The following is a 12,265-nucleotide window of genomic DNA, read 5'->3' as shown; positions in this document are numbered from 1 at the left end:
TCCCACGGCGGCCCTGCCACCAAACGCTTGTGCGGCCATCGTGCCTGCACTTGTCAGCGTTGTCAATTGTCGCGACCGTTGGCTTGCCCGCCAATCCGGTTCATATCGGACGCCATGCCAGATCCCGTGCAAGACGCCGCCACCCCGCCTGCCCCCGCCAAGCCCGCACCCGCGCGTGCCGCTGGCAGCATCACGATGCACGATGTTGCGCGCCGCGCCGGCGTTTCTCTCAAGAGCGTGTCACGCGTGATCAATCGCGAGCCGCACGTGTCGGACAAGCTGCGCACCAAAGTGGAACAGGCCATCGCCGAGCTGGACTATGTGCCCGATACCGCTGCCCGCTCGCTGGCCGGGGCGCGTTCATTCATCATCAGCGTGCTGTTCGACAACCCCAGCCCGAACTACACGATGAAGCTGCAGGCCGGCGCCTATCGCGCCTGTGTCGATCACCAGTATCACCTGCGGATCGACCGCATCGATTCCGCGCGTCCCGATGCCGAGATCGTGGCCGAACTGGCCGCGCTGCTGCGCAATGGCCGCTGCGATGGCTTCGTGCTGACCCCGCCGCTGGCCGACATACCGGTCGTGCTCGATTTCCTGCAGGCGCAGGGCGTGCGCCATGTGCGCGTCGCCCCGGAAAACCCCAGCGCACAAGCCCCTGGCGTGGGGATGGACGATACCGGCGCGGGTGCCGCGGTGGCGCGCCTGCTATGGCGGGCAGGGCATCGGCGCTTCGGCGTGATCACCGGCCCGGCCAACCATGGCGCGGCCGCGCGCCGCCGCCTCGGCTTCCTCGCCGCGCTTGCCGAACTTGGCCACCGCGGCCACGTGGCCGAGGCCAATGGCGGCTTTGCATTCGAAGGCGGCATTCGCGCCGGGGCGCAATTGCTGGCCAGCCAGCCACGCCCCACCGCGATCTTTGCCACCAACGACGATTCCGCCGCCGGGGCACTGGTCGCCTGCGCGCAAGCCGGGCTGACGGTGCCGCAAGACATTTCGCTCTGCGGCTTCGACGATAGCTGGGTGGCGCGCTCGGTCTGGCCCTATCTCACCACGGTGTACCAGCCGATCGAAGAGATGGGCTATGCCGCCGCCACCCTGCTGATGGACCGCGACGGCAGCGACGCCCCGCCGCTGCGCCAGATGCCCTATCGCCTGGTGGAGCGGGACTCGATCGCCCCGCCCCCACACGAGATTTAGCGCGTCGTGCCCAAAACGACCGGGCCGACCAGGCCGGAGGCGCGCAGCGGCGCATCGGCGTTGTAGGTCGGGATGGTCGTCCACGTCACCTTGGTGGTGACGCCCGGCTGCGCATCGCCGATCAGGCGGTTGACCCAGCTGTTGGCCACGCGGACCTGCACGGTATTCGCGCCGCTGCGCACCGCGCCTGCCACGTCGAAGCGATAGGGCGCGTGCCACTGCGTACCCAGGTCATGGCCGTTGACGATGACCTGGGCGATATCGTGCACTTCGCCCAGGTCCAGCCACAGCGGCTGGCTCTTCTTCCACCCCTTGGGCAGGCGGAAGCTGCGCGTATACGTGGCAATGCCCGAAAAATAGCGCACGCCGGCATCGGCATTCTGGTCCAGCCGCGCCAGCGTGGGCAAGGCGATGCTGGCAGGCGCACCTCGGCCCGGCTGGAACGCCACGCTCCACCCGGTGCGCGGCGCCCCGGCGAGTTCGCCCAGCGGCACATCGCGCACCGGCTTGAGCTGCACCTGGCTGGCCGTTGCCGGCTTGCGGAACACCACGAAGACCGAGCTTTCCGCCGCCAGGCTGAGCGGCACGATCGTCTCGCCGTTTTCGATGCGATAGCTGACCGGCTCCACCTTGCCGCTATCGGCATGCCACAGTTCGGGCTGCTTGCCCGCCACGCGAAAATGCGCTTCGAACGTCTCTTCCCGGTTCAGGCGGTTGACCAGGAACCACGCGTCGCCATCGGCCAACTGGCGGTGCAGGAACGGCACTTGCGCGTCGCTGGCACCCACCACGCGGAAATCGGGGGCCACGCCCAACCGGGCAAGTCCTGCGTCCACGTCGGCCAGGGCGATCACCCGCCCCTTGCCCACCATGGCATCGCCGCTGCCGGGCCACAGGCGCGTTACCAGTTGCTGCCATTGCGCCGCCTTGGCGGGCTGCGCATCGTCGAGCGCGGGCGAACCTTGCGGCGCCAGGCCGATCACGCTCGCCCCGCCATCGACCAGTTCGGCCAGGCGGCGCAGCGTTTTCAAAGTCATCATCCGCGATGATCCGCCCAGGTAGATGGCGCGGTAACGCGCCCCGCCCTGACTGACGAGTTCGTTGCCCTGGTTGAGCAGCACGCCGCCCAGCACATCGGCGTTGACGAAGTCATAGGCATTGGCCTTGGGCGCGTCGGCCACCGGCGCCTTGCCGTAAAGCCCGGTCAGCGGCGCTTCCTCGCCATAGAAATAGGCGACATCGGCCACGTTGCGCCCTTGCTGCAGCAGCAGCGAATTGCGCGCCATGTAATCCACCCAGGGCCGCGCCATCTCGGCCCAGCTTTCATGCCGGTTGAAGAACTGGCCAAAGATCATCAGCGACAGGCCCGGCACCTTGTCGTCGGTCGGCTGGTGGACCGAGGTGTGCACCACCGGGCGGTTGATCCCGCTCACGAATTCCAGGTCGATGATCCGGCGCAGGTCCTTGGGCGTATAGGCCCAGGGCGCCAGCGCCGAGGTCATGGATTCGGCCGCAACCAGGTTCTGGCCATAGACGTGCGCCACTGAAGCAGCGCCCTTCATGTCGGCCAGGTAGCTGGGGTTGGGCCCGGTGGCGCGGCCAAAGGTCCACAGCGCCGCCATCGGCACGTCGGTTCGCGCGCGCATGGCCATGTCATCGCCCAGCATCGGGCGGTTGTCTTCCAGCGCCTCGCCATAGACCTTGAGGCCGTTCTCATGCGCCACCTGGGCCACCATGCCATAGTGTTCCGAAGACAGCAGGTCGGCCAGGGTGCGGCGCCAATCGTAGAGGAAGCGATCGGCATCGGCCCGGCTGCCGATCAGCACGCCGGCCAGCGTGGGCAGCCAGGGCGTGGGGTCATAGCCGCGCAGGCGCTTGAACTGGTCAATCAGCTTGGGCGTCCAGTTGGCCGCGCCCACTTCGATCGAATCGGTGAGCAGCGCGGTCACCCCGCGCCGGCCGATCAGGTCCGGCCCGGTGGCATCGCGATACATCCCCAGGTAATGCGTCAGATAGCGCCGCACCGCCGCGCCATCGAACTTGTCCACTTCCAGGCCGGTCGCCTCGGGCGCGGCGGGATGGTTGGTGGTGCCCAGCAACGTGGTGCCAAAGCGCAGGATGCGCCAGGCAGACCCTGCCGGCGGCGTCCAGTCCAGCGTGCCATCGGGGCGCAGCTTGGCCGTAAGGTTCACCACCTTGGCCGCATCGGGCCCGGCGGCCCCGGCATCGGGCGTGCCCAGCGCGTAATAATCCTGCTCGATGGCGAAACCGGCCTTGGCCTCGAACCGATCGACGCGCGGATCGCCATGCAGCTGGAAATGGCGCAGGTCGAACGGGGCGGTGGCGCCGGCGGACATCATTTTCATGAAGCCCACGTCGGTGGCCGCGCCGGGCGCCGGATCGCCCAGGTTCGATCCCTGGAACGGCAGCGGCGCCAGCACCACGCGGAACTGGCTCGCGGTAACCGGGGCAAAGCTCAAGGTAGTGGGCGCAGCCGAAATGGGCACGTCGGCCACCTTGGTCCAGGTTGCGCCATCGCTGCTCGCTTCCAGCCGGGGCGCGACCACGGCGCCCGAGAACATGCCCTTGGCGCCGGCCAGGAACAGGGTAACCCCGCGCACCGTCTGCGGCCGATCGAAACGTGCCAGCACGATCGAAGGCTGCTCCGGCGTGCCATGGGGCACCATCTGGCCCTTGGCAAAGCTCGCCCCGGTCAACAAGGCGGCGTCAAGCGGCTTGCCATCGGGACCGGTGATCGCGGGTAGCGGCAGGTCGGCCTGGTCGCCCGCCACCGGCACGGCCAGCACGGCCACGTCCGCGTAGTATTCATGGGCCTGCTCCGGCCCTTCCTTGGTCAGCGCGGCCAGCGGATCGTTGAGTTCCATGTCCTGGAACGTGCCCGTGTTGCGGGGCGGCGCGGGCAACGGGCCGGCCAGCTTCTTGCCGCCGGGCACCAGTGTCTCGCTCCACACCACCTTTTTCAGCGCGTCGGCCGGCTGTACCCAGGGACCGCCGGTTTCCGACCAGCCGGGCGAAGCCGCAATCGCCAGTTCCAGCCCGCGCGCATCGGCGCTCTGCGCGGCAAAGCGGAAAGCGTCCTTCCATTCCGGCGTCATGAACACCAGGCGGTGATCCACCACCTGCGGGGTCATCAACCCGGCGTCGAACGCCTGGAGCCCGCCGATCCCCATGCGGCTCATCCAGTCGATGTCCTTGGCAATGCCGTCCTTGGTGACATTGCCATTCATCCAGTGCCACCACACGCGCGGCCGGGCCGAAGCCGGCGGATCGCGGAATTGCAGATCGAGCGGCACGGCCGTGCCAGCGTGGACACCCCCGGCGCCCGGCACCGGACTGGCGGCCGCAGCGGCCCCCGGTTCTGGCGCTGGCTCGGGCGCGGCCCGGGCCGGCAGCGTGCTCATTCCAGCAAGCGCGCTGGCCAGCAGCAGGGCGGTGCGAATGCGGCAGAACGCCGGCTCGATCATGCAGTCTCTCCTGGGAACACAAATTGTCGTTTTGGCGATTTGGCCTGCCGGGGCAAGGCCTTCCGCCCCGCCCCGGCATTTGATCAGACGATCCCGGCGCCCAGCCCCACGGGCTTGCGCTCTTGCGCCTTGCGCGCGCGGTACTGGCTCAGGCGATAGGCCTCCAGCACGTCGATCGCACCGCCGGCTTCGGCGCGCGCCTTGGCCAGGATCGGCGAGACATCGACGTTGTAGGCACGGCGCAGCGCCTGAAACGCCATCATCGTGTCGTTGCTTTCCTGCGCGCCATGCAGCGCCGCGCGATCCACCAGCACCGCCTTGGCATAGCAGCTGGTGATCGCCTCGGCCGAAGACAGCATGGATTCGATCGGATCGGTCACGTTGTGCGACTGGTCGATCATGTAGCTGGGGTTGAAGCCGTCACGCGGGTTCAATTCCGCCTCGATCAGCTCGTTGAACACCAGGAACAACTGGTGCGGATTGATCGATCCGGAATCGAGATCGTCGTCGCCATACTTGCTGTCGTTGAAGTGGAACCCGCCCAGCTTGCCGAAGCGGTGCAGGCGCGCCACGATCTGCTCGATATTCACATTGGGCGCGTGATGGCCCAGGTCGACCAGGCACTTGGCCTTGGGGCCGAGTTCCTGCGCCGCCAGGATCGAGCTACCCCAGTCGGAAATGACCGTGGAATAGAACGCCGGCTCGAACATCTTGTGTTCCAGCAGCATGCGCCAATCGTCGGGCAGCGCGGCATAGACCTTGGCCGCCGCTTCCAGATAGCGGTCCAGGCTGCGGCCCAGGTCCTGCTGGCCAGGGAAATTGGTGCCGTCGCCCACCCACACCGTCAGGTCGGTGGAGCCGAGCTGCCGGCCGATCTCGATGCATTCGATGTTGTGGTCCACCGCCTGTTGGCGCGTGGAGGCGTCCTGCGCGGCCAGCGAGCCGTTGGCATAAGTATGCACCTGGCCCACCTGGTCCTGGAAGGTGTTGGAATTGACCGCGTCCCAGCCCAGCCCGAGGGCAGCGGCTTCCTCGCGCAGCGCCTTGAAATCGCTGACCTTGTCCCAGGGGAAATGCGGCGAGACGCGCGGCGTCACCCGGCTCAGCTGGTTGATGACGGCGCAATCCTCCAGCTTTTCATGGATGTTGGTCGGCTCCCCAGCAATCGGGAACTTGGCAAAGCGCGTGCCGCCCCGGCCCGCGCCCCAGCTGGGCACGGCCACCGAAAATGCGGCAACGCGGTCTTTCACGGCATCGATATCGATCCCGCTGCGGGCCAGCTTGCGGCCCAGCGCGCCATAGTCTTCTTCCAGCGCCTCGGCATGGCGGGCGTTGGTTTCGGCGATCAGGTCGGCCGAAAGGGGCAATTGTGTCATGGTCTTGTCCTCTCCCGGTCGTTCAGCGCGTGAAGGCCTGAACGTTGCCGGCGTCCACATTGATCATGTTGCCGGTCGATTTGGCCGACGCTTCCGAACCCAGCCAATAGGCGGCTTCGGCAATGTCTTCGGGCAGCACGTCGCGCTTGAGCATCGAGCGGTTGCGGTAGTGCGCTTCCAGTTCCTCGCCGGCATCGATCTTGTTCGACGCCGCGCGTTCCTTGCGCCAATCGCCGTCCCAGATCTTGCTGCCCTTGATCACGGCATCGGGGTTCACAACGTTGACGCGGATCCCCTCGGGCGCGCCTTCCAGCGCGAGGCAGCGGGCCAGATGGTTGGCCGCAGCCTTGGCGCTGGCATAGGCCGAAGCCCCGGCCGCGGCGGCAACCGCATTCTTGGAACCGATGAACACCACCGAGGTGCCGCCCTGCGCCTTCATCCGCTTGAGCAGGCCCCAGGCATGCTTAGCAGTGAGGAAATAACCCTGGGCCAGAACGTCGAAGTTCCTGTCCCACAATTCCACGGTGGTCTGCTCGATCGGCGCGGACGAGGCGATGCCGGCATTGGCCACCAGCACATCGAGCCCGCCGAATTCCCGCGCGGCATAGGCAAAGGCAGCCTGCACCTGGGCTTCGTCGGTCACGTCGCAGGCCACGGCGCGCACCACGTCCTTGCCGAACTGCTTGGCAAAACCGGCGCGCACGTCTTCGGCGGCGGCGGCATCACGGTCGGCCAGAACCACACAGGCGCCTTCACGCAGGAAACGGGCGGCCGTGGCCGCGCCGATCCCGCCAGCGCCGCCAGTGACCAGCGCGATCTTGCCCACCATCGGCTTGGGCGCGGGCATGCGCTGTAGCTTGGCTTCCTCGAGCAGCCAGTACTCGATGTCGAAGGCTTCCTGCTCGTCGAGCGCGATGTATTCGCCAATCGCTTCGGCGCCGCGCATCACGTTGATGGCATTACCATAGAATTCACCGGCCAGGCGCGCCGTGGTCTTGTCGGTGGCAAAGGTGATCCGGCCCACGCCCGGCACCAGCACGACGACCGGGTTGGCATCGCGCATCGCCGGGCTGTTGGCGCGCTTGCAGCGCTCGTAATAGGCTGCATACATCGCGCGGTAATCGGCGATCTTTTCGGCAAGATAGGCATCGTCCTGCAGGCGCGCGGGATCGAGCGTGAGCGGCGCGATCTTGGTGCGCAGGAAGTGATCGGGGCACGAGGTGCCCAGCGCGGCAAGGCGCTCGAACTCGGCAGACCCGGCAAATTCCAGCGCCTCGGCATCGTCGGACCAGTGGCCCAGCTTGCGACGCGCCCCCGTCATGAAGCCGCGCAGGCGGGGCATGAGGTCGGCCGCGATGGCTGCGCGATCCGGGTTGGGCGCGACCTTGCGGCCGCCGAACGCCGGCTTGTCGGCCAGCTTGGCGTTCAGATATTCCGCCGCATCGGCAATCAGCTGCACCGTGTGTTCATAGCACGCCTTGGCGCTGTCGGCCCAGCAGATGATGCCGTGACCGGCTAGCATCACGCCTTCGACATGCGGGTTGGCCTGCACATAGTCGCGCAGCATTACCCCCAGGGTGTAGCCAGGGCGCTTCCACGGCAGCCAGCCGATCTTGCCGCCCCAGATTTCCTGCGTCGCCGCTTCGCCACCCGATGAGGCCGCCAGGGCAATGATCGCATCGGGGTGAACGTGATCGACATGGGCAAAGGGCAGCAGCGAATGCAGCGGCGTGTCGATGCTGGCGGCGCGACCGTTCAGGTTGAACGTGCAGTGCGGCAGGTAGCCGACCATCTTGTCGTCGTCTTCCGGCCCGGCATAGTGCGCTTCCAGACCCAGCAGCTTGTCCTGGTACAGCGTGGCAAAGCCATCCAGCTTCATCGAGCCGATGTCACCGCCCGAACCCTTGACCCACAGCACTTCCACCTTCTCGCCCGTCAGCGGATCGACTTCCTCCAGCTTGGCCGAGGTGTTGCCCCCGCCAAAGTTGGTCACCGTCAGGTCGGAACCCAGCAGGTTCGACCGATAGAGCAGAAGCTCTGCGGGCGAGAGCGTGGCGGCATGGGCATCGTCCCAGCGGCTGGCCGGCACGGCAAACGGAATGGCGGCATCCGCAACTGCAAGCGTTTCGACGGTCATGGCATCCTGCGTGGATTGGGCCATCGAGTCGCTGCCCGATTGGCCGGTGAACATGGGGCGATGCACGCCGGAGGATCGCCCGGTGATTGCATCGCGTCACGAGGCTGCTAACATTTTTGGTGGAAATGATCAACATTGATTGATAATGATCATTTCCACACAGGGCGAGGCCGCGAGATTCGCGGGCAAGCGCCATGATTTATGGAGAGCGAACAGCTTGGCACGGGGCAGCATCATCGTCATCGATCTGGGCAAGACGCTCAGCAAGGTCAGCCTGTGGCGCCCCGATGGCACCCTGCTCGATCGCAAGGTGCGCCCCAATGCACCGGTGGAGATTGACGACCTGCGCCGGCTCGATGCCAAGGGTATTGGCGATTGGCTGCTCGCCACGTTGCGCGAATTTGCTGCCCTTCCACTCGATGCCGCGATCGACACGATCGTGCCGGTGGGCCACGGCGCTGGCGTGGTCGGCGTGGCGCAGGGTGCCCTGGCCTTTCCGCCACTCGATTATGAACAGGCGATCCCCGCCGATGTCATGAACGCCTATCGTGCCCAGCGCGATGCCTTTGCCCTCACCGGATCGCCTGCCCTGCCCGACGGGCTCAACTTCGGCAGCCAGTTGTTCTGGCTCGAACAGCTTTATCCCGCGGCCTTTGCCGCCGGCCCCGCCCGCGCCACGCTGATGCCCTGGGCGCAATACTGGGCCTGGTTCCTCACCGGCATTGCCAGTAGCGAAGTGACCAGCCTGGGCTGCCATTCCGATGTGTGGAGCCCGGCACAAGGCACGTTCTCGCCGCTGGCCGTGCGGCGCGGCTGGGCCGACCAGTTCGCCCCGGTCGTGCCGGCCGGCGCGGTGGTCGGCCGGCTGTCCCCGCGCATCGCCCGCGCCACCGGCCTGCCCGCCACGGTCCAAGTGCGCGCCGGCCTGCACGATTCCAACGCCGCCTTGATGGCCGCGCGCGGGTTCGACCAACTCGCCGGGCAGGATGCCACGATCCTGTCCACCGGCACCTGGTTCATCGCCATGCGCCTGCCGGCCGAACCGGTGGACCTGGCCATGCTGCCCGAGGCGCGCGATTGCCTGGTCAATGTCGACGTGTTCGGCCAGCCCGTGCCCTCCGCGCGGTTCATGGGCGGGCGCGAGATCGAAAGCCTGATCGAGATCGACACCCGCCGCGTGGACATCAAGCCCGATCAACCCGCGCTGCTCGCCGCCGTGCCCGCCGTTCTGGCGCGCGGCACGATGATCCTGCCCACGCTGTGCCAGGGCTTTGGCCCCCTGCCCCACGGTCGCTTCGCCTGGATCGAGCGGCCCGACGACTGGTACGAACGCCGCGCCGCCGCTTGCCTCTATGCCGCGCTCGTCGCCGATGTCTCGCTCGGCCTGATCGGCGCCAGGGGGCGGCTGCTGGTCGAAGGCCGCTTTGCCGAAGCAGAGGTGTTCGTCCGCGCCCTCGCTGCCTTGCGACCCGATGTGGCGGTCTACACCGCCAATGCCCACAACGACGTCTCGTTCGGCGCGCTGCGGCTGATCGACCCGGCGCTCAAGCCGCAGGGCGAACTCTTGCCCGTGGCCCCGCTGGAGGGCGATATCGCCGCCTACCGCGCGGCCTGGCACGCGGCGATCACCGTGCCGGCCTGACAAGACAATATAAACGAGAGGAAGCAACGAAGATGGGCGGAAATCCGGCACTGGGCGTGCTGTTCCACTGGCTGGGCGGGTTCTCCTCGGCCAGCTTCTATGTGCCCTACAAGCGCATCAGCCGCTGGTCTTGGGAAGTGTTCTGGCTGGCCGGCGGGCTGTTTTCCTGGGCCATCGCGCCTTGGGCCTTTGCCTCGCTGCGCACGCACGATCTGCTCGGCGTGCTCGCCGCTGCGCCGCGCGCCACGCTGCTGTGGTGCTGGTTCTGGGGGGCGATGTGGGGCTTTGGCGGCCTGACCTTCGGCCTGACCATGCGCTATCTCGGCCTGTCGCTCGGCATGGCCGTGGCGCTCGGCCTCACCACCGTGATCGGCACGATGGGGCCGCCCATCTTCCATGGCACGATCGGGGCCATCGCCGCCACCACCAGCGGCCAGCTGACCCTGCTCGGCATTGCCATCACCCTGGTCGGCATCGTCGTCGTCGCGCGCGCCGGCAGTGCCAAGCAGCGCGACCTGGGCGGCACCGCCAGCGAGGGCGTGGCAGAATTCGACCTGAAGAAGGGCATTCTCATCGCGATCTTTTCCGGCGTCATGTCGGGCTGCTTTGCCTGGGGCCTCGATGCCGGGCAGCCGATCCGCGATCTGACGCTGGCCGCCGGCACCGATCCGCTCAGCCAGGGCCTGCCCGTGCTCTGCGTGGTGCTTGCCGGGGGGCTCACCACCAATCTCGTCTGGTGCCTGATCCTGATCGCGCGCAACCGCAGCGCCGGCCAGTTCCTGGGCGCGGCCAGCGATGGCGGCCCGCGCGCGCCGCTGCTGCGCAACTATGCCCTGGCGGCGCTGGGCGGCACGCTATGGTATGGCCAGTTCTTCTTCTACACCATGGGCGAAAGCCAGATGGGCAAGTACGGCTTTTCCTCGTGGACGCTGCACATGGCCTCGATCATCCTGTTTTCCACGCTGTGGGGCTTTGCGCTCAAGGAATGGAAAGGCACCTCGCCCCGCACGCGCGCCATCGTGTGGTCGGGCATCGGCCTGCTGGTGGGTGCAACGGTGGTGATCGGCGCTGGCAACATGCTTCAGGCCTCGGCCTGAAGCGGCACCGAAAACCAGGAGATCTGCGCGAAGATGATGGCTTTTGAGCGCAACACGCGGCATAAGTCATCGCTTCACGCCACGAAACAGGACGCAACAGGGCCATGCATGCAGCGGAACGCGAACGGTTGATCGTCGAAGCGATCGGCCCCACGGGTTTCGTCAGCTATCGCGATCTGGAAGCCCTGCTCGATGCGTCCCCAGCCACGATCAGGCGTGATCTGTCGCGGCTGGAAAGCGAAGGGCGGATCGTGCGCGTGCACGGCGGCGCGCGGCTGGCCGATAGCGCCGAGAGCGCTGCACGGCCGGCCGGTTTCCACCTCTCGGGCACGCCGTTTGAACAGGCCATCACCGAAAACCTGGGCGCCAAGCAGGCCATCGGCCGCGCCGCCGCCGCGCTGTGCCAGCCGGGCGAAGGCATCATGGTCGATGGGGGAACCACCACCTTGCAGATGTGCCCGCACCTGGCCGGGCTCGATCTTCAAGTGCTCACCAATTCGCTGCACATCGTCAACGCGTTGCTGCCACAGGCCGGCACGCGCATCCTGGTGCCTTCGGGCGCAGTGTTTCGCGAACAGAACATCATCCTGGCAGCCGCTGGTGAGGAATCGATGCCACGCTTCCACGCGCCCAAGCTGTTCATGGGCGCGGCCTCGGTCGGCCCGGCCGGGGTGATGCAGGCCGATGTCGTGCTGGTGGCCGCCGAACGCCGCCTGATCGACCGCGCCGAACAGGTGATCCTGCTGGTCGATAGCAGCAAGTTCACCACCCGGTCGGGCACGATCGTGTGCGGCCTGGATGAAGTCGACACGCTGATCACCGATGCCGGCATCACCGAAAGCGCCGCCGCCGCCATCCGCGCGGCCGGCGTCAACCTGTTGATCGCCGAATAGGAACTTACTTGGTCGCCTGTTGCAGATAGGCGATCACGTCGGCGCGATCCTTAGCATCGGGCAGGCCGGCAAAGGCCATCTTGGTGCCCTTCACATAGGTCGTCGGGCTTTTCAGATAGGCATCAAGCGTATCGGGCGTCCAGGTCACGCCGCGCGTCTTCATCGCGTCGGAATAGGCATAGCCCGGCAGCGAGCCCGCCTTGCGCCCCATCACGCCCTTGAGCGAGGGCCCTAGGCGCGTGGCACCGGTGTTGAGATCGTGGCAGGCCAGGCAACGCGCCGCCACGGTGCGGCCATGCACCGGATCGCCATCGGCCGCTGCGGCCGGCACGGCCATTCCCGCCAGGCCCAGGCCCAGCGCACCCAACGCGGCAAGATGGAAACGAACTAGGGTCATGACGGTCTCCCAAGCGGGCCGCCGATCTGGCGCCCCAT

8 protein-coding genes are annotated in these 12,265 nt (G+C 67.2%); 4 read left to right on the top strand and 4 right to left on the bottom strand.

The genetic code is table 11. The features are described 5' to 3' along the window. Nucleotides 1-114: 114 nt before the first annotated feature. The gene (locus FHT19_RS06565) at nucleotides 115-1,200 is read left to right on the top strand and encodes a LacI family DNA-binding transcriptional regulator (RefSeq protein ID WP_169474349.1); all 1,086 of its coding nucleotides are present in this window, start codon (nucleotides 115-117) and stop codon (nucleotides 1,198-1,200) included. Here FHT19_RS06565 and FHT19_RS06560 read toward each other — a convergent pair. From FHT19_RS06560 to FHT19_RS06550, 3 genes are all read right to left on the bottom strand, one after another. Next, complete coding sequence (locus FHT19_RS06560) at nucleotides 1,197-4,685, bottom strand: glycosyl hydrolase (protein WP_248290291.1); 3,489 nt, start codon at nucleotides 4,683-4,685, stop codon at nucleotides 1,197-1,199. The two genes, FHT19_RS06565 and FHT19_RS06560, sit on opposite strands and share 4 nt — an antisense overlap. 83 nt (nucleotides 4,686-4,768) lie before the next feature. Further along, nucleotides 4,769-6,061, bottom strand: coding sequence for an L-rhamnose catabolism isomerase (gene rhaI, locus FHT19_RS06555; RefSeq protein ID WP_169474348.1), 1,293 nt, complete (start codon nucleotides 6,059-6,061; stop codon nucleotides 4,769-4,771). 22 nt (nucleotides 6,062-6,083) lie between these two features. Then, nucleotides 6,084-8,252, bottom strand: coding sequence for a bifunctional rhamnulose-1-phosphate aldolase/short-chain dehydrogenase (locus FHT19_RS06550; protein ID WP_248290290.1), 2,169 nt, complete (start codon nucleotides 8,250-8,252; stop codon nucleotides 6,084-6,086). Between the two features lie 163 nt (nucleotides 8,253-8,415). Between FHT19_RS06550 and FHT19_RS06545 the strand changes: the two genes are divergently transcribed. From FHT19_RS06545 to FHT19_RS06535, 3 genes are all read left to right on the top strand, one after another. Continuing rightward, nucleotides 8,416-9,840, top strand: a complete 1,425-nt coding sequence (locus tag FHT19_RS06545; RefSeq protein WP_169474347.1) for a carbohydrate kinase — start codon at nucleotides 8,416-8,418, stop codon at nucleotides 9,838-9,840. A gap of 32 nt (nucleotides 9,841-9,872) precedes the next feature. Beyond that, entirely contained in the window at nucleotides 9,873-10,937 is a 1,065-nt protein-coding gene (gene rhaT, locus FHT19_RS06540; RefSeq protein ID WP_169474346.1) for an L-rhamnose/proton symporter RhaT, read from the top strand. A 104-nt stretch (nucleotides 10,938-11,041) separates the two neighbouring features. Continuing rightward, nucleotides 11,042-11,830, top strand: coding sequence for a DeoR/GlpR family DNA-binding transcription regulator (locus FHT19_RS06535; RefSeq protein ID WP_168554784.1), 789 nt, complete (start codon nucleotides 11,042-11,044; stop codon nucleotides 11,828-11,830). Nucleotides 11,831-11,834: 4 nt separating this feature from the next. Here the strand turns inward: FHT19_RS06535 and FHT19_RS06530 are convergent, their stop codons facing one another. After that, nucleotides 11,835-12,227, bottom strand: coding sequence for a cytochrome c family protein (locus FHT19_RS06530; RefSeq protein WP_168554783.1), 393 nt, complete (start codon nucleotides 12,225-12,227; stop codon nucleotides 11,835-11,837). Between the last annotated feature and the right edge of the window lie 38 nt (nucleotides 12,228-12,265).

Origin of the sequence: Novosphingobium sp. SG919 (assembly GCF_012932495.1) — a bacterium.
Classification (GTDB): domain Bacteria; phylum Pseudomonadota; class Alphaproteobacteria; order Sphingomonadales; family Sphingomonadaceae; genus Novosphingobium; species Novosphingobium rhizosphaerae.
This window is presented reverse-complemented; position numbering and strand designations above follow the sequence as displayed.

What these genes read in the sequence shown, in the direction of transcription:
- FHT19_RS06565 (WP_169474349.1), top strand. Translation starts at nt 115, where the DNA reads ATGCCAGATCCCGTGCAAGACGCCGCCACCCCGCCTGCCCCCGCCAAG.
- FHT19_RS06560 (WP_248290291.1), bottom strand. Translation starts at nt 4,685, where the DNA reads ATGATCGAGCCGGCGTTCTGCCGCATTCGCACCGCCCTGCTGCTGGCC.
- rhaI (WP_169474348.1), bottom strand. Translation starts at nt 6,061, where the DNA reads ATGACACAATTGCCCCTTTCGGCCGACCTGATCGCCGAAACCAACGCC.
- FHT19_RS06550 (WP_248290290.1), bottom strand. Translation starts at nt 8,252, where the DNA reads ATGTTCACCGGCCAATCGGGCAGCGACTCGATGGCCCAATCCACGCAG.
- rhaT (WP_169474346.1), top strand. Translation starts at nt 9,873, where the DNA reads ATGGGCGGAAATCCGGCACTGGGCGTGCTGTTCCACTGGCTGGGCGGG.
- FHT19_RS06535 (WP_168554784.1), top strand. Translation starts at nt 11,042, where the DNA reads ATGCATGCAGCGGAACGCGAACGGTTGATCGTCGAAGCGATCGGCCCC.
- FHT19_RS06530 (WP_168554783.1), bottom strand. Translation starts at nt 12,227, where the DNA reads ATGACCCTAGTTCGTTTCCATCTTGCCGCGTTGGGTGCGCTGGGCCTG.